Here is a 16,632-nt window from a genome sequence, read left to right as displayed (position 1 = left end):
CACAAGCGGCGAATTCGATCAGGGACTTCAGATCGATAAAGCGGTACTAGAATCAATAAATTTGTGAGTAGCCCATGACTTTCCGAAGTTCGTGAAGGTGGGCGCTGCGATGGAGCACGAACTTCGGAAAGTGGGCACTAGTGCTCCGATTCCGAAGTTCGTATCATATTGCGGCCCCACGTTTACGAACTTCGGAATCAAAGGAGCACTAGCCAATTATATGATTCTAGTGCGGTTTAGAATTTGAAGTTCCTATGACGACGTTACGGCCAAACTGACAGGAACTTCAAATTCGCCGCACTAGTTGCGCGACGACAAGAGGCTATTCAGATCCTTGCCAATCATCCCCGCCGCATAGTCGGACATGTGGTGAGAGTAGCTGTATAGCAATCGGTCATTTCGAAAGGGCAGGCAGAGACCCTTCTCCAGATCGCAGAAATATTTCAGCGTATCGAATATCGTGATTTTTCCTGGATTGGTCTGACGCACCTGCTCGAGCAGGTCGAGATACGGCTTTGATAGTTCGAGGTGCCGGCTGACCTCAAGGCGACATCGCCAGCTCACCCGCTTGACGAGGACCGAGTTCAGGAGGTCTGACGTCGTCTTTCGGCCCACGCAATCCCTCGGATCGGGAAATGTCGGATTGTCGACAACGATGACGATCTTCTTTCCGGCCTTGATCAGAAGATTGGTGGCGTTGGTCAGGCCCTGGAGCGCGGCCGGGTAATTTGCATTGTTCGGAAGGTCTTCGATCGAATAGTCATTGGCGAGCCGGAACAGCGATCGCACCGCCGTCACCAGGGCCACCGTCTCGATGGCTGGATTTTCAGAGACCGTCTTGATGGCAATATTGGCCAGCCTCTGATAGCTGGCGAAAATCGGCCGGTCGGAAATGACGGGAACGGGCGCGCCACTCGGGCCGTTCCCGCCGATGATCAGCCACCTTCCATTTTCGTTCGAGGTTCTGACCAGGCCGGGATAGATCGACCCGGCCTTGCTGTCTCCGATCACCGCGTATTTGAGCGGCTCGCGAGAATCCTGGAAGCAGGCTCCGAACAATTTGCTGTCGCCGCTTTTCTCAATTCCGCAGCCTGGGACCGATTGTCCCTGATCGAAACCGTCGATGCCCGATTGCTTGCTTAGGTTGATCTTGACGACGGTTCGAGATGGCAGGCCATTTTGCTGAAAGCTGCCGTAGCCGAGGCTGCCGGTTACGAGCATTCCAGCACACAGGGCAGCCGTCGTGATTTTCCTGTGGCCGCCAAATCGGATGGGCCTTTCCAGGACGGTGTAGGTGAGCCACGCCAGCGCGATCGAGGCAAAAATCGTCGCGATGCGTAGTTCGAGCGAGGGTTCCTCGCCTTCAATGATGCGTTCGAACGAGAGCAGCGGCCAATGCCAGAGATACAGCGGATAGCTGATCAGCCCCAACCAAACGAGCGCGCCGCAAGAGAGAATCCTGCGGTTCAGCCACGCGTCTTGCCCCGCTGAAATCACAAAGCCGGCGCCGAGCGTGGGCATCAGAGCCCACCAACCGGGGAATTGCCTGTCACCTGTGATCACGGAGGCGGAGGCAGCGATCAGGATGATGCCGAATGCGGAGAGGCAGTTCGGTACCCCGACGCGAACTGTCGTCGCCGTTCGTTGCATCGAGACAGACGGCAGTAAGCGGCTCAGTGGTTCCTTGATCCTGGCGAATGCCTCGGGCTTCTGGTGCAGCGTCATGTAGGCGAGAAAGGAGCCCACCATGAGTTCCCAGAAGCGGGTTTGCGGCATGTAGAAGGCCGAGACGGCATCGTGGCCCACCTTGTGAACGTTCAGTCCGAACGAAATTGCGGCGACCGCAATCAGGCAGATCGCGAGATTGAGCCGCAATCGCCAGGCGAGCCCCAACAGAAGCGGCCAGATCAGATAAAACTGCTCTTCGATTCCCAGCGACCAGAGGTGAAGAAGCGGTTTGGTGCCTGCAGCGTTATCGAAGTAACCGCTTTCGTTGCGAAGAACCAGGTTTGAAACGAAACCGGCTCCGCCCGCGATATGCTTTCCGAGCTGGTTGAACTCGTCGGCAAACAGCGCAATCCAGCCGAGGGCATAGCACGCAAGCAGCACCGGTATCAGCGCCGGAAAGATCCGCCGGATGCGGCGCGCGTAGAAATCCAGAAAGCTGAAGCGATCGCGCTCGAGGTTCTCGAAAATGATGGTCGAGATCAGAAAGCCGGAAATCACAAAGAAAACATCAACGCCAATGAAGCCGCTTCTTATGAGCGAGGGAAAGGCGTGAAAGCCGACCACCGAAAGGACTGCCAACGCCCGCAGGCCGTCAATGTCGGCGCGATATTTCGGATGAATGGGATTTGCCGTGATGTCGGAAAGCCGAACCCTGCTTGTCATTTCCTCGTCGTGTATACGGAAGCCAAATTTCCAGAGCTACGTTTGATGTCCGCTGTTGGATGGCCGAAAAGCGAAGCGGGCTTTTTGTTTTCTGACTTGCAGCCGGTTTGGCGGCCAATGTCAAACCGGCTGCGCCAGGCACCTGAAAGCTGGACGGCGCCGATCGGCTCGATGTTGCCGAATTCGCCGGCGGTAACTGGGGAGCCGCCGAACTTCAGCTCCGGGCCGGTACCGCTGGTGTTGTCGAGAAAGAAGGCGTTGGCGACTTCGGTCGACGCCGTCGAACCATCGGTCCGGACCAGAAGGGCAGGGCCGGCGCGTGGAACCTACCCGGATGGCCAGCGGCTGTGAGCAGGAATAATATTCCCGTGATATCGGTGAGTTGCGGTAGGGGTACCGCCTCTTGCTCGTTGACGAATTCTCTGCGATTGAGTTGCCGGTGAGGGCCGTAGCATAGTAAGGTTGTAGCCGTCGGAATCATCGGCAGCCAGTTTGGCGCCCGGTGGCGGCCCTAAAAGGCGATCGCGCTGCGTAAAACTTGAAATCTCGTTGAGGACCAAAGGCTAAACGATGAAATTGCGTTCCGTCTTCGACCCTCAGGACATCTCCGCAGGTTCCAGCACAAATTTCCTCCCTTCGCTCGACTTAAGGCCCGATTCCGGCGACGAAACGCATCCCCAGGACACGCCGCTGGCCGTCGTGCAAGATGCACCGGCAGCGGTAGCCAACGACGCCTCCACGAATGGGAGTGAAAGCTCGTCCACTGCGCCTTCGTTTGCTTTGCTCGACGTTTCGACCGATCAGGGACATCAGGCGGCGGATCCCATCGAGACGTCCTTCCGTGATATGACCCCGGGATCCGGCAGCATCGATGTCATCGGGTCGCCGATTCAGGAAACAGGCGCTGGCCCGAATATCGGTCTCCATATCGCCCCGCTTGTCGACAGCGGTTTCACGGCGACCGAGGCTCTGTTTGGACCGGCCGCTTCGGCACCAACGCCGATCGCGTCGATCAACGCGACAAGCCTGACGCCAATCTCCTTCGGGCACGGCGCGGAAACGGCCGTCGGTTTCGCTGTCGCCGAAACAGCCGCGGCGTCTCCTGTTTCTCACCTCGGCGTCACTCCGACTTCACTCGGCGCGATTAGCGCCGGTTTGGCTGTCCTCGATAACGGGGCGCCAGTTACCAACGCCGATGTCGGTACCGCTGCCGCGACCGCAACCCAGGTAAAGGAGGCCCTCGATGAAAGTAGCAGCCTGATCGCCAACGGCTCAGGCATCAAGGTTGGCGTGCTGTCCGACAGCTTCAACGATCTTGGCGGGGCAGCGGCGGACGAGGCCGACGGCGCGTTGCCGTCCGCCTCCAACATCCAGGTTCTTTCGGATATCTCCCAGGGCGGCAGTGACGAAGGCCGCGCGATGATGCAGATCATCCACGATATCGCGCCGGGATCGAGTCTTGCCTTCTATACCGCCGACAACAGCGAGCAGGATTTCGCTAACGGCATCCTCGCGCTCGCCGCCGCGGGCTGCAAGGTCATCAGCGACGACGTCACCTATTTCGACGAACCATTCTTCCAGAACGGCATCGTTGCGCAGGCCGTTCAGACGGTTGAAGCTGAGGGCGTGACCTTCGTGACGTCGGCCGGCAACGACGCCAGCAATGCCTATCAGGCTGCCTGGACGCCTGGGTCGGGTTTTTTCGACAATGTATTCTTCAATGACGCCGAACTCTTCAACGGCAATCTCGCCCAGACCATTACGGTTACTGCGAGCAAATCCGATCCGGTTCCGCTGATTCTCGAATGGAATTTGCCTTACGGCCAGGCAAATTTCGGTTCCGGCAATGCGCCCGATATCGACTTGTTCGTCTTCCACAATGGAAGCCTGGTTGCGCAAGAAACCAATGTTACCGCCGGCGAAGCGAACAATCCGTTCACCGGCGGAGAATTCACCGCCTCGGGCACCTACCAGATCGTGATCGCCAACAATTTTGGACCGAATCCCGGTCTGATCAAGGAAGTCCTGGCCGGCGACGGGCTGCCGGAAACGATCAGCGGGGCAAACGCAGGCACCGTTTTCGGCCACCACATGACGCCGGGCGCGATCACCGCCGGCGCGGTCAACGCCGCCGACACGCCGGCTTTCGGCTTCTCCCCGATAAGCGAGAGCTTCTCGTCCTCGGGAGCCGGAACAGAACTGCTGTTCGCCAACAACGGAACACCGCTTTCTTCGCCGGATTTGCTCAATCCGGTCGCCGTCTCTGGCGTCGATGGTATTGCGACGACGCTTTCTGGAGGCCTCGGCGATTTCTTTGGCACGTCGGCAGCGTCGGCGAGCCTCGCTGGCGTGGCAGCGCTCATTTTGGAGGCCGATCCCAGCCTCACGTCTGCTCAAGTCGAGGGGATCATGGAGCAGACGGCGTTGTCGATGAGTAATCCGGCCGTCAGCGGCGCAGGTCTGGCCCAGGTCAATCCGGCGGTGGCTGCGGCGTTCGCGCTGAACCCACCTGACGTCATCCAAACCGATGGATCGACGGCGTTGACGGAAATCGCCAACGACTACTTCCTCGTCACCGTCGGTGGCGTTACAGGCCCCGAGCTGAAGTACAACGGTGCTGCGGTTGTCGCTGGCCAGTTTAGCGGCTGGACACTGATTGGCGCGGAAGCCACGTCAACAGGTTACGAGGTTGCCTGGAAGGACGCGGCCGACAATCTTTACACGGTCTGGAATACCGATAGCAGCGGCAATTTTCTCAACAACCCGATCGGCTCGGTGTCACCGACAAGCACCGCCCTGGAAACGCTGGAAACGAGCTTCCACCAGGATCTGAACGGCGACGGCGTGATCGGGCTTGCCACGACCGTGATCGAGTCGCTTGGTTCGACCAGCCTGGTCGAAGTGGGCAGCAATTATTTTATGAACCCGGTTGGCGGCGGGACCGGACCTGAGCTGAAGTACAACGGTGCTGCAGTTGCTGCTGGCCAGTTCGGCGTCTGGACACTGATCGGCGCGGAAGCGACGTCAACAGGTTACGAGGTGGCCTGGAAGGACGCGGCCGACAATCTCTACACGGTCTGGAATACCGACAGCAGCGGCAATTTTCTCAATAACCCGATTGGCTCGGTGTCACCGACAAGCACGGCCCTGGAAACGCTGGAAACGAGCTTCCATCAGGACCTCAACGGCGACGGCGTGATCGGGCTCAACGTTCCGACGACCGTGATCGAAGCACACGGTTCGACCAGTCTGGTTGAAGTCGGCAACAACTATTTCATGAACCCGGTTGGCGGCGGGACCGGACCTGAACTGACGTATAACGGTTCGCCAGTTGTCGCTGGTCAGTTTAGTGGCTGGACGCTGATCGGCGCGGAAGCGACATCGACGGGTTACGAGGTTGCCTGGAAGGACGCGGCTGACAATCTTTACACGGTCTGGAATACCGACAGCAGCGGCCATTTTGTCAACAACCCGATCGGCTCGGTTGGGCCGACCAGCACCGCTTTGGAGTCGCTGGAGCCAAGCTTCCAACAGGACCTCAATGGCGACGGTACTATCGGCGTTACCGCTGTGTCGCACGTTTCCAGCTTCACGATCAAAAGCGTGGCGGTGAATCCTCCGTCCGTAACGGGTTCCCAGCCGGTAGCCTCAGCGATGGCAGCCGAAACCGCGACCCTTTCCGGCGCTGCAACAGTTCCGGACAACTTCGTCTTTGCGCCGAATTTTGGCCAGGCTACGATTGCCAACTATGTGCCCGGATCCGACACGATAGAAATCGATCATACGATGTTTGCGAATGTCACTGCCTTACTCGCGGCGACGCATGACGACGTGAACGGCAATGCCGTGATCACCGACGCGCAGCACGACACGATCACCATCAAAAATGTCAACACGGCTCAATTAGCCGTGCACCACGCGGACTTTCATATCTTATAGAACATCAGCCTCAGGAGTGAGCTCAACCGCGCATCGCGGTTGTGCTTGCGGGCTTCTTGTTGATGAGTTCAGTCTCTTTTGAGCATGGGACTGGATGGAGCCCATGAACCGGGCTACCGCGGCGGCTTCACGATTCAGACAGAGCCCGACACTCAAGGCCGAGCTAACCGGCAGCGCCGCCGTTATGCTCAACCCATACTCAAGTCAATCGCTTACATCTATTTTGGTTATCTGCACGCAATCAAGGCGCTGGATAAAGGTGAAGAACCGGACATGGCTGGCGATGGAGGTGATGGAGTCATTCCGGCAAGGCGCTGTATTCTCGGTTTATAAGCGCTGACCGCCATGCTAATGTTTTTTCACGGCACGCTGAAGCATCATGTTTGGGAGAAACCCGGCGACGAGATCCCGCAGCCGACCTCGGTCATCATGGGGAAGAACGATAAATCGTCGCATTGCGGCCAACAACGTGGTTAGAATGGAAGTTTCGAGGAAAGCCGCATTGAAGTCTTTTATTCGGGCGCTGACACCGCCCTTTATCTACAACGCAGCGCATGCCATGCGCCGGTTTGGCAAGCCGAACGAAACCGACGACAGCCGCCCGATCGATCCGAACATCATGGCAAATGTCCATGGCGTATCCCTTCGCATTCCGCGATCGCACAACTTGCCCGTTTATGTGGCGCAACATCCGCACTATGACACGGCAATGCCTAACATCGTTAAGCACATGCGTAATACCCTCGGCAGACCGATAACGGTAATAGATGTTGGCGCAAATATCGGCGACACCGCGAAGCTATCGGCTTCACTGGTCCAGAAAGATGATGTTCACTTCATTTGCGTAGAAGCCTGTAGAGAATTCTTCGATCTGCTTCGCGAAAACACTGATGGTCTAAACGTAGAAGTCGTTCATACGATTGCGGGCGCAGAGACGAAAATGATGGACGTCAGTGTCAACTCATCCGGCGCTGGAACGGCGGTGATATTGAAAGGCGATCAATCGAAGGTTACGACCTTGGACGACATTGCCGCAGGCCGCGCAATCGATCTAATTAAGATAGATACTGACGGCTTTGAACTCGAAGTTATAAAGGGCGCGCGCCAGACGATTTTGAGAAACAGGCCGGCGATCTATTTCGAATTCGCTCCGCGCAATATTCGCTTTTACGGAAGTGCGAGCCCTTATCAACTTCTGGCCGATCTTCTGGAGCTAGGATACGCAAACGTTCTTTCGTACGATAATTTGGGTAACATGATCGGTCGATACCCAATCAATGGCGAAGTAATGATTGCCCTCAGCCAATACGCTGAAGCGCGTACCAGCTTTTATCTCGATCTTCTCGTCATGGCAGACGGGCCATCCTTTGATCAACTATCGGAAAGCGAGATAGAGCGAACCAAAGCCCCGCCCCTTTTCGGTTAAATTGAAGCCTTAGAGTACGGGACGGCCTTAACATGAGCGGCTCCGCTTGCTCCTTGCGATCGCTTCCCGAAAAGGGAATGACAAGAATGGGAAGCGCCCCTAAATGATGTAAGGCGCCAAACTCATTAGCCAAGCTAACCGGCAGCGCGCCGCTTTTGCCGGGCTTGGGACGCGCGGTCCAGCGGGCGACGGAAGCGTACTTCGACATAAACGAAGCTGAGAAGGATAATCGGGGTGATCGCCGCGGCTGTCAGAATTGTCACGGCAACCAATGACGGGAGCCCTGTAACCCAACGGCCCAATCCAGTCTGCGCGATCACGATATAAGAAAGCGGCTTGTGCAGAAGATATATCGAGTAGCTCATCGCTCCGGCGAGTTCGAACCAGCGCAGCGGTCCACGCTCAAGATGAAGCGCGCGGATGGAATTCGGCATTGGCGATTGATAATCGGAATTGCCTTTCATGACCAGGAAGGAAAACACCGGTAACGCGGCGATCGGCAACAGCGCCAGGGCAAGATTGAGGTCATAGGCTGCGAGGTATTGGGTGCCTACGATCAGCATCGCGACCGCCAGGATTGGCCACCGCCAGCCGCACGGGCAGGGCGGCAGTTTCATCAGCGCAAGGGCGCAGCCGGCCAGCATAAATCCGCAATTATAAAGGTGCTGCTGGTAGATCATCGGAAAGATCGTGGGGGATCCATGGAGCGCTACCTGGATGGCCAGGCCGGCGATGCCGATAAGCCAGATCCCGACCAGCACTTGCATTGCCCGGCAAGACATCGCCGTGCACCAGAGGATGAGCGGCAGGAGCAGGAAATAGTGCACTTCGAGCACGGCGCTCCAAACCGGACTATTGACCGAGGCTACGGGATTTCCCCCTTCAACGTATGGCACCCAAGGCAGAGCCAGCGCCACCTGTAACTCCTTGAATGGCGAGAAGGCAGGCAGAAGCGGTGACCGGATGTTCAGGGCATAGAGAAGACCGAGCAGCAATGGCAAGAACCAGAGCATCGGCAACAGCCGCCGGGACCGGCGTTCGTAGAAGTTCAGGATTCCAGGCAGGCAAAGCCTGAATTTGCGATCGACGAACTGTTTGGTGAGAAGAAATCCCGAAAGAATGAGGAACAGCCAGACCCACGGAAAGCCCATGGGAACGATCAGAGGTTCGTACCAGGCTCCTTTTGTGTCGATTCCGCTGCTCAGCAAGCCGACCACATGGTTGAGAAAAACCATTAGACAGGCGATGCCGCGCATGATCAGGAAATAATCGCGCCGGTCGGCTATGTCGTTCGACCTCTCAGCCATGGGATATGACTTCATTCCTTGCTGTTCGAAAGCAGTGAATCCAGTTCGACGCGGGGGAATTCGTCGAGTTCACCTCCCTGCGTTGCGTTGAATATCTCGATGTCGTTCTGAGCCGCAATTTCCTTGATGCTCCGATATTGAGACCAGAGTGTTACCAATGCCGAGAGTTCTGCGAACCATCCGCCGCGCAGCTTTCCCCTTTCATCAACCGATATATCCTTCCCCCGGAGCACCGTTGGCTCATAAAAATACTTGTACTCACCCGAGCGGAAATGATCGTGGTCGGTGCCCAACAAATAGAGCCGGTCTCCGCCCAGATACATCGCCAGCATCAGCGCCAGGATCGGGACGGACTGGATACGTGGGATGGCAGTGGTCAGGTCCGGAATGGCTCCGGGAGGAAGGTCCGCGAAGCGGGCTTCCAGGTCGACATACCTGACGTCGCGCCCGGGAAACAGGCCTTCCGCGCGCACCAGAGGCTCTTCGGTCTCGCTCAGGATCAACGTTGCCTTGCCGAGGCGCTCGTGCATTTCACGGAACCAGGCGACCACATCCTTGCGGGTCATCAAGCCGTAGGTGACCTGCGGCACGCAGTGATATGCGGGAGCTATCTCGGCGTAATCCGGATGAAGATATCCGCTGGATACCGAGATGACGAGTTCATCCTTCAGCGGCCGTATGTTCTGGTTTCTGACGCTTGGGCCGTTACAAAGAACGAAAATTCGCGCGCCGCGGTGTCTGTCTTTCAAGTCGGCATTGCGGCAGGTGAGGGCCAGAATGCGGTGGTGTTCGGCCAGTGCTTGCTCGCGTTCCGGCCTCGTCCGCTCTTCTTCCTCGCGCTGGCGTTTCTGCTCCGGCCAGATGATGTAGAGGTATTTGTAGATGAAGAACGGCAGCGTGTTACGAAACGCGCTTGCGAGAAATTTCATCCCGTTGGCCCTTAGTCGAGCCACTTCAGAACCTGGAATACTTCGGCGTAGCGGCAGCCAATGCGCTGACCGGCATTCTCTGCCTCGTTCTCGAAGAACGATATCCACTTGTGCCCGGTGCGGCTGACCTCGGAGGCATGCGCCATGATCGCTTCGCGCTTCTTCGACCAGGTATCGGTGATGTCGACGTAGTAGTTGCCGTGAAATTCTATCGGCGAGTGATACCAGTTGCTGCGATACATCAGAAGGCGCGGCACGTGCCGGCTACTATGTAGCGAGGCTCGCCCGACCGCCTGGTGGTCGTGGTGGACGTCGCCGATCCAGTGCGTGTAGACGAGCTCAATCTTCTGATCTTCGATAATGCGGAGTATCTCGATGTTGAGAGCGTCGACGAATTCTATCTCAAGGGTCTTGAAGGCTCCGCAAATCAGGCGCTTGACCCCGAGAGTTTTCATCGCGGCCTCGCCTTCGGCCTGCGCGAGACTGTTCGACCGGACCTCCTGGTTGCGATGGTCGGCAAATCCGGAGACGGTTGGGACATAGACCGTGACGTCGTCCCCCTTGTCGACATGCTTGGCCAAAGCGCCGCCACAACCCAACTCGACGTCGTCGAAATGCGCTCCTATTGCCAACACGTTCATCTATTTATTCCTCAGGATCTTTCTCGATTGATCGGCGCCGCAATTCAATAGCAGATCAATCGAACTCAAATAAGGGACGAAGTCCCCATGGAGCTGCGTATATACCGGATGCTGGAAATCCTGCCACAACACCTCCACTCCCGCTGCAGCAAACGGCTCGGGACGGAAATAGGCCTTCGCACCGGAGCCGGAGAGATAGCGATCCGCACCGATTTTTTTCAGAATGTTGACGAGCAGCTCGTTACTTTTCCCGTCGGGGAAAAGGCTGGTCGCGGTGACCGTTTCGATCCTGATATCGAAGAGCCGCATCAGAAGCTCGATCGAGGCCCGGTTGAAGTCTGACAGCTTGGTGCAGCGGCAAGCGTATAGCTGTTCTATCTCGGGAAAGATTTCGGCAAAATGGGGCGACTTGCGGTAGTTCTCGCGCAGAAGGTTAAGGTGATTTGTCCGCCAATCGACATGGTCGGAAAGCTCGATTTCGCAGATCGGTGTATCTCGCGGAACGCTGTTAACGCTGATGGAAATCCACTTGGCGCCGTTCGGCGTCTTGATCTTGTCCCGATGAGTCCAGCCGCGGCTCGAATTCACGTACTGGACGCTGTCCAGAAGTACGAAGACGTCTGCATGCAGCAGGCGCTCGAAGAAACCGAGGTAGGGGAGGAAGTCCGGCTGATGGATGACGGCGGTGCGGCTCATGCGAGTTCTTGGATAAGCTGGCAGACTTTCTCGGTTCCGTTGAGCGGTACTTTGTCCAGACCCGCCATGCTCATGTTGGCCACGTCCTCGGGAATAGCGAAAGCGGCTTCGTTGAGAGCCGAATGGTGGCCCGCATAGCGTGCCACGCCAAGGCTGGCAAGGTACCGGGCGACCGGGATCTCAAAATCTTCGTTCGCAACCACAATCGCTGGAAGCCCCGACGTAGCGGCCTCGAAGGCGGTGATGCCGCCGCCGACCACCGCCATGTCGTGCCGGCTCATCTCTTCGATCAACGAGGGCACGGCGACCTTCAGCTGAAATTGTGCGTGTAACTCGGTATCGAGAGCGGCACGATGCTCGAAGCCGGGACCGATGACCACGGTCGCTCCCAACCCGCGCCGGCGCAGCAGTGCGACGACTTTCACGGTCGCGCCGTATGTATCGGTGCCGCCCATCGAGACCAGTATTCGTTCGACCTTCACCCGTTGCCGCCGAAAGTGCGCGATCTCCGGATTAAGAATGAGGTATTCGTGGCCTCTGGCTACGCGCCGGCCGCCAAGCGGCTGGTCGGCCGTAAAGGCCAGCGCGGCAATGTGCAGATCGGCGAGCGATGCGCCGTCGCCGCGATCGTCGAACGTTGCGAGCGGGATGCCGGTCTGCTTCACGGCGTGCGCCTGCGCCAGGCTGGTGTTGAGCCGATCGTTGATCCAAAGCCGCGCTTGTGTTCGCCGGATCGCAGCCTGCGCCCACTGTTCAACATGATTCAGATCGACGGTTTCAAACGGCAGCTGATCCTGCTGCAGCAATTGAAGCGAAGGCGCGTGGTCGTTGACGAAAAATACGAACGGCAGGTCGCGGGAGCGCAGCTCCCGCGCGAGATGACGCATGCGGAACAGGTGGCCCATGCCCCGCTCGTGCGAGCTCTCTAGGCAAATTGCGAACATAGCGCGATAGCCTGTTCCGTTGTTACGCGTCCGCCGGCTTGCTCCGCGATAAAGCATGCCCGCCGGTAATCGACTTCGTCGTCCACGGTGAGACGCGCCTGCGGGAATCGCTTCGCGGCAACGGCATCCAGTTGCGCGGTCTTGAAGCGCTCGGGGTGCTCAAGCATGTATTCGTCAACGTGCTCGAAATGGTGAGGCTCTGTCGAACATCGCGCCGATTCCTCCAGCGCGCCGAAGCGGAAGATTTCCGCGCCGACCCCGATCGGAAGAACGGAAAATGAGTGACTGAAGTCCGCTTCTCGATCGAGGTGAAGCTCAATCAGCCGATCCAGTTCGCCGATGTCCGCGAACGGATTGTCCGCGGTCAGGCGCACGATGTGATCGAATCCGTAAGCCGTGGCGCACTTGTGGTAGCGATCCAGCACATTGGCCTCATTACCTCGGAAAACCTCGGTGCGCCTCTCCGTGCAGAACCGGGCGATAAGATCGTCGAGTGGGTTCACGGTTGTCGCAACTACCGTGGTGGCCGGCCGCTTGAGGCATGCCGCACGGTCCAGGACGTGGCCCAGCAGAGGCCTGCCGTTGATCGGGCGCAGCACCTTGCCGGGGAGGCGGGTCGATCCCATCCGGGCCTGAATGATGATGCCGAGTTTTATTGCAGCGCTTCCCATGTCAGTACGTCGTCTGCCTGAAGCGCCTGGCGTGGGCGCCTGCCAATCACGTCTTCAAGATGCTTGGGAGCAATTCCGTAACCTGGGCGCTTGATTGCAAGGTGACTTGCAGTCAGTGGCTCGCCGGCGGTGGCAGCTCGTGCCATCACGATGCTCTTGCGATTGTTGATCCGGGTCGTCGCCTCACTGGCAGCGGGGTGTTTTGCGCCGTCGCCGCGCATTACTTCGAAGCTGCGGATAGCGTCGACGATGGCCTTCATCTCATGCGGGTCGGCTGAAAGCATATGATCCGGTCCGGGCGCGTTTTTATCGCAGGTGAAATGCTTCTCGATGACGCGCGCGCCCATTGCGGCGGCGCAAATGCAAGCAGTGGTGCCGATCGTGTGGTCGGAATAGCCGACCGCCAGATCGGGAAACTCGCGCATCATCGCCGCCATCGCGCCGAGATTCACGTGCTCGGGATGGGTCGGGTAGCTCGTGACCGCGTGCAGGAGTATCAGCTCACGGACACCCTCGGCGCGAATGGCGGCGACGGACTCGCGAACCTCCTCCATGGTGCACATGCCCGTCGAGACAATCATCGGCTTGCGAGTGCGCGCCACGCTGCGCAGGAAAGGAATGTTGACGGCGTCGTCCGAACCTACCTTGTGGGCGCCGACGCCGAGTGCCTCGAGCATGGCCAGGTCGGATTCGTGCGACGGCGTTGAGAACCAATCGAGCCCGCGACGATCGGCGTAGTCGAAGACCGCCTTGTGCAGATCGCCGTCGATTTCGTACTTTTTGAATAATTCGTGTTGTGAGACGACGCCGGTATTTTCCATGTCAAAAATAGCAGCACGGCTGGCAATCGTATCGGCACGATAGGTTTGAAGTTTCACGGCATCGGCACCGGTCGCGGCTGCCGCATCGATCATCTCTCGTGCTTCTTCGAAGCGCGTAAAATTGCCGCCAATTTCCGCGATGATGTAGCAACGATCGATGGTGAAGTTACGGAACATCAGCGCAGACCTATTTGCCGATAAGCTGGTTGCGGCGCGTGTAGTTGCGCACGATGAAAGTGCGGTCGTCGACCTGGCCGAGGTCATCCTGTGTCTTGCGAGGCAGATAGCAACGGCGACAGACCGGACTGTTCATGAAGCCGCGCGGCTGCAGGTGCATTTCACGGACGGCCTTCATTTTTTCGCCGTGCCAGATCTCGTGCACAGTCTGGGTCCGGGCGTCCCCGATCACTTCACGGTTTTCCTCGTCGTTCGAGCACTTCATCACCAGGCCATCCGCGCCGATCACGAGCCGCTGGTATTGCTGCGGGCAAGTGAAGTCCTTGAGATACTCAATGTCGGTGTCGTTGCCCAGATAGTCGATCAGGGGGTTGAAAGCGACCAGATCGGAAAGGGGGGCAAAGGTGTCGTAATAGCCTTGCGGATGGTCCTGAATTGCCGGCCATATCCCCTGAACCTTGATCACCGGCTTTCTCAATGAACGTTCCGCCTTGTAGTCCCTGATGGCCTTCAGCCTCGCCAGGAGATCGTCGAACTTCAGCGGCTTGCGAATGCGCTCATAGGTCTCCTTGAGACCGTCAACGGAAATGGTGATCCAGTCGATACCGGCTTGCTGAATCTCCTTGAAGAAGTCCAGCGTCAGCCGACCCCCATGGGTCAACGTGGAGACTTCCTTGATGCCGTGATCCTTGGCGTAACGGATCGCCGCGACGAATTGTGGATGCACGGTTGCTTCGCCGCGCAATGAGAGGCGCAGGGCGGGGACCTTGCCGCCGATCTCGTCGATGACGCGCTTGAACATGCCGAAGTCCATGATCTTCGCGTTGACGTGCTTTCGAAATTCGGCCGAGATCGTGTAGCACATCGGGCAACGAAGATTACAGACCGAGGCGAGCTCAAGGTCGACGAGCAGCGGATAGTCGGAAACCGTCTGGCTCCTGGCATGCTTCACCCAATCGCCCCGGTATTCTGCATAGCCTTCCGCCCAGCCGTGCGCCAGGGATTCATTGAACGACGCCTCCCGCTCGGGCGTGTCCATCGAATAGTTTCCCTTGTTGATCGGAACGTGGCGCTCTTTCATTTCACTTCTCTCATCCTTGCGATGATCGCCCTGACTCCATCGCGGAACTCATGTTTTGGCGACCATCCAAGCTCGTTGCGAGCTTTTTCAATATCGGCGCGCGTATCGTCTATTTCATGGATACGAACGGATTGTCCGCACCGCACGGGTTTGGACGTTGCAGCTTCCGCCTGGGCCAAGGCGATCACTTCGGCCACGCTCAGCGAGGTGCCTGTTCCGCCATTATACACATTGTAGCCCGACGGGGCGTTCGGAGTAGCCAGAAGCAGCTCAACCAGATCGTCCATATACAGATAGTCGCGCTTCGGAGCCAGATCCTGCACCTCGATCTCGCCGGCGGAAAGAACCTGCCGGAGAATAGTCGGGATCAGGAAGTTTTCGTCCTGCCCAAAGCCGTAGACGTTGAACGGCCGGACGATGCTGACGTGCAGACCGTGCGTCCTCGCGTAAAACTCGCAAGCCATTTCGGCCTGCACCTTGCTGAGACCGTACGGATTGTTCGGAACGACGGGATGATCCTCCCGGATCGGTTGCTGCATGGGTTGGCCGTACAGATAGGCGCTGACATATGTCAGAGGGATGCGCCGCTCACGGCAAAACTCCAGGACGTTGAGCGTGCCCATGGTGTTGACGCGGTGAAATTCGATCGGGTCGTTCCAGCTCTGAGGCACGAAACTTCGCCCGGCCAAATGGAAGACGTGCCGAATTTCCGAACTTCGGTAAGGCTTCAGTGTCGCCTGGTCCGCAATATCACCGTCAGCCGTGCTCAGGCCAATAACCGAATCCCCGGTGCATTCGAGCCGGCGAGCGAGCGCGCGACCGATGAAGCCTTTTGCGCCTGTGACAAGAAAGGTACTCACGGCTGTTTTGCCATGAAGCGTCCTCCGTCCCGTTCGTATTCCTCCACCGCTCGCGCGTAGTCATCCGGGCGGCCGATGTCGAGCCAATAGCCCTTGTGCAGACGAACGTCGGGAAGCCTGGACAAGCCGATCAGGCGATGCATCAGATGATCGAAGCCGAAGGGGATTCCTGCGGGAATATCATCGAGCACCCGTCGGCTGACCATGTAGACGCCCATGCTCACTTGATAGGCGTGACTTGGTTTTTCGCGGAAGCCGACGAGCCGGCCGGTGGCGTCAGTATCCAGCACACCATAATCGATCAATTCCTCGCGCAGATAGGAAGAGACCGTGAAGGTGCCGTCGCGCGCGACATGATCGTCATGGAACGCCGCATAATCGAGGTCGGTGAGAATGTCGCCGTTCATGACCAGGAAGTGCGCGGGAAGGTCGTGCACGAGCTTCAAGGGCGCCATCGTGCTTAGCGGCTTGTCTTCCAGGGAGTAGTCAATGCGGATGCCCCATTTGGAGCCGTCCTGGAAGAATGCCTTGATGATCTCGGCCTGGTGGTTCACTGCCATGGTGACGTGGCCGAAGCCGAGCCGCGCCAGTTGCCGGATCACGATCTCGAGGATCGGCGTATCGCCGACCGGCACCAAAGGTTTGGGCAGCGCGATTGTATAGGGACGAAGCCGTGTCCCCTTGCCGCCCGCGAGAATGATCGCCCGCTTAGTCATCGATCGAACTTACCTGCTCAAACGTTAGCACAA

The 16,632-nt window shown here is 57.9% G+C and carries 16 protein-coding genes; 5 read left to right on the top strand and 11 right to left on the bottom strand.

What is annotated here, in order from left to right:
* Window positions 1–300: 300 nt before the first annotated feature.
* A complete protein-coding gene (locus tag M6D32_RS18315) occupies window positions 301–2,391 on the bottom strand; it encodes an acyltransferase family protein (RefSeq protein ID WP_298258744.1) in 2,091 nt (696 codons plus the stop codon).
* A gap of 117 nt (window positions 2,392–2,508) precedes the next feature.
* Between M6D32_RS18315 and M6D32_RS18310 the strand changes: the two genes are divergently transcribed.
* The 5 genes from M6D32_RS18310 to M6D32_RS18290 all read left to right on the top strand — a co-directional run bounded on the left by M6D32_RS18310 (window position 2,509) and on the right by M6D32_RS18290 (window position 7,756).
* On the top strand, window positions 2,509–2,742 hold the full coding sequence (locus M6D32_RS18310; RefSeq protein WP_298258742.1) for a hypothetical protein: 234 nt from the start codon (window positions 2,509–2,511) through the stop codon (window positions 2,740–2,742).
* A gap of 219 nt (window positions 2,743–2,961) precedes the next feature.
* Window positions 2,962–6,330, top strand: coding sequence for a S8 family serine peptidase (locus M6D32_RS18305; RefSeq protein ID WP_298258739.1), 3,369 nt, complete (start codon window positions 2,962–2,964; stop codon window positions 6,328–6,330).
* Window positions 6,331–6,414: 84 nt separating this feature from the next.
* Window positions 6,415–6,663, top strand: a complete 249-nt coding sequence (locus M6D32_RS18300; protein ID WP_298258737.1) for a hypothetical protein — start codon at window positions 6,415–6,417, stop codon at window positions 6,661–6,663.
* Between the two features lie 12 nt (window positions 6,664–6,675).
* The gene (locus M6D32_RS18295) at window positions 6,676–6,807 is read left to right on the top strand and encodes a hypothetical protein (RefSeq protein ID WP_298258735.1); all 132 of its coding nucleotides are present in this window, start codon (window positions 6,676–6,678) and stop codon (window positions 6,805–6,807) included.
* Window positions 6,808–6,832: 25 nt separating this feature from the next.
* The gene (locus tag M6D32_RS18290; protein WP_298258733.1) at window positions 6,833–7,756 is read left to right on the top strand and encodes an FkbM family methyltransferase; all 924 of its coding nucleotides are present in this window, start codon (window positions 6,833–6,835) and stop codon (window positions 7,754–7,756) included.
* A 134-nt stretch (window positions 7,757–7,890) separates the two neighbouring features.
* Here M6D32_RS18290 and M6D32_RS18285 read toward each other — a convergent pair whose 3' ends face one another.
* The 10 genes from M6D32_RS18285 to M6D32_RS18240 are packed head-to-tail and all read right to left on the bottom strand — an operon-like array spanning window position 7,891 to window position 16,599.
* Window positions 7,891–9,063, bottom strand: a complete 1,173-nt coding sequence (locus M6D32_RS18285; RefSeq protein WP_298258731.1) for an acyltransferase — start codon at window positions 9,061–9,063, stop codon at window positions 7,891–7,893.
* Window positions 9,064–9,074: 11 nt separating this feature from the next.
* Complete coding sequence (locus M6D32_RS18280) at window positions 9,075–10,100, bottom strand: hypothetical protein (RefSeq protein ID WP_298258729.1); 1,026 nt, start codon at window positions 10,098–10,100, stop codon at window positions 9,075–9,077.
* The gene (locus M6D32_RS18275; RefSeq protein ID WP_298258727.1) at window positions 10,004–10,633 is read right to left on the bottom strand and encodes a PIG-L family deacetylase; all 630 of its coding nucleotides are present in this window, start codon (window positions 10,631–10,633) and stop codon (window positions 10,004–10,006) included. Before M6D32_RS18275 ends, M6D32_RS18280 begins: the two co-directional genes overlap by 97 nt.
* A complete protein-coding gene (locus M6D32_RS18270; protein WP_298258725.1) occupies window positions 10,634–11,329 on the bottom strand; it encodes a WbqC family protein in 696 nt (231 codons plus the stop codon).
* On the bottom strand, window positions 11,326–12,234 hold the full coding sequence (locus M6D32_RS18265; RefSeq protein WP_298258723.1) for a glycosyl transferase: 909 nt from the start codon (window positions 12,232–12,234) through the stop codon (window positions 11,326–11,328). The genes M6D32_RS18270 and M6D32_RS18265 overlap by 4 nt, the downstream gene beginning before the upstream one ends.
* 20 nt (window positions 12,235–12,254) lie before the next feature.
* Window positions 12,255–12,944 (bottom strand): acylneuraminate cytidylyltransferase, encoded by a 690-nt coding sequence (locus tag M6D32_RS18260; protein ID WP_298258721.1) that lies wholly within the window; start codon window positions 12,942–12,944, stop codon window positions 12,255–12,257.
* A complete protein-coding gene (locus tag M6D32_RS18255; protein WP_298258719.1) occupies window positions 12,926–13,942 on the bottom strand; it encodes an N-acetylneuraminate synthase family protein in 1,017 nt (338 codons plus the stop codon). The genes M6D32_RS18260 and M6D32_RS18255 overlap by 19 nt, the downstream gene beginning before the upstream one ends.
* Before the next feature lie 10 nt (window positions 13,943–13,952).
* A complete protein-coding gene (locus M6D32_RS18250) occupies window positions 13,953–15,023 on the bottom strand; it encodes a radical SAM/SPASM domain-containing protein (RefSeq protein WP_298258717.1) in 1,071 nt (356 codons plus the stop codon).
* The gene (locus M6D32_RS18245; protein WP_298258716.1) at window positions 15,020–15,883 is read right to left on the bottom strand and encodes an NAD(P)-dependent oxidoreductase; all 864 of its coding nucleotides are present in this window, start codon (window positions 15,881–15,883) and stop codon (window positions 15,020–15,022) included. Before M6D32_RS18245 ends, M6D32_RS18250 begins: the two co-directional genes overlap by 4 nt.
* Entirely contained in the window at window positions 15,880–16,599 is a 720-nt protein-coding gene (locus M6D32_RS18240) for a sugar phosphate nucleotidyltransferase (RefSeq protein WP_298258714.1), read from the bottom strand. The genes M6D32_RS18245 and M6D32_RS18240 overlap by 4 nt, the downstream gene beginning before the upstream one ends.
* Window positions 16,600–16,632: the final 33 nt, after the last annotated feature.

It is taken from the genome of Bradyrhizobium sp. (assembly GCF_027307225.1).
Lineage (GTDB): Bacteria > Pseudomonadota > Alphaproteobacteria > Rhizobiales > Xanthobacteraceae > Bradyrhizobium.
This window is presented reverse-complemented; position numbering and strand designations above follow the sequence as displayed.

Coding starts and splice junctions, on each gene's coding strand:
- M6D32_RS18300 (WP_298258737.1), top strand. CDS start 6,415: ATGGGACTGGATGGAGCCCATGAACCGGGCTACCGCGGCGGCTTCACG.
- M6D32_RS18315 (WP_298258744.1), bottom strand. CDS start 2,391: ATGACAAGCAGGGTTCGGCTTTCCGACATCACGGCAAATCCCATTCAT.
- M6D32_RS18295 (WP_298258735.1), top strand. CDS start 6,676: ATGCTAATGTTTTTTCACGGCACGCTGAAGCATCATGTTTGGGAGAAA.
- M6D32_RS18270 (WP_298258725.1), bottom strand. CDS start 11,329: ATGAGCCGCACCGCCGTCATCCATCAGCCGGACTTCCTCCCCTACCTC.
- M6D32_RS18285 (WP_298258731.1), bottom strand. CDS start 9,063: ATGGCTGAGAGGTCGAACGACATAGCCGACCGGCGCGATTATTTCCTG.
- M6D32_RS18305 (WP_298258739.1), top strand. CDS start 2,962: ATGAAATTGCGTTCCGTCTTCGACCCTCAGGACATCTCCGCAGGTTCC.
- M6D32_RS18275 (WP_298258727.1), bottom strand. CDS start 10,633: ATGAACGTGTTGGCAATAGGAGCGCATTTCGACGACGTCGAGTTGGGT.
- M6D32_RS18255 (WP_298258719.1), bottom strand. CDS start 13,942: ATGTTCCGTAACTTCACCATCGATCGTTGCTACATCATCGCGGAAATT.
- M6D32_RS18260 (WP_298258721.1), bottom strand. CDS start 12,944: ATGGGAAGCGCTGCAATAAAACTCGGCATCATCATTCAGGCCCGGATG.
- M6D32_RS18310 (WP_298258742.1), top strand. CDS start 2,509: ATGTCAAACCGGCTGCGCCAGGCACCTGAAAGCTGGACGGCGCCGATC.
- M6D32_RS18240 (WP_298258714.1), bottom strand. CDS start 16,599: ATGACTAAGCGGGCGATCATTCTCGCGGGCGGCAAGGGGACACGGCTT.
- M6D32_RS18265 (WP_298258723.1), bottom strand. CDS start 12,234: ATGGGCCACCTGTTCCGCATGCGTCATCTCGCGCGGGAGCTGCGCTCC.
- M6D32_RS18250 (WP_298258717.1), bottom strand. CDS start 15,023: ATGAAAGAGCGCCACGTTCCGATCAACAAGGGAAACTATTCGATGGAC.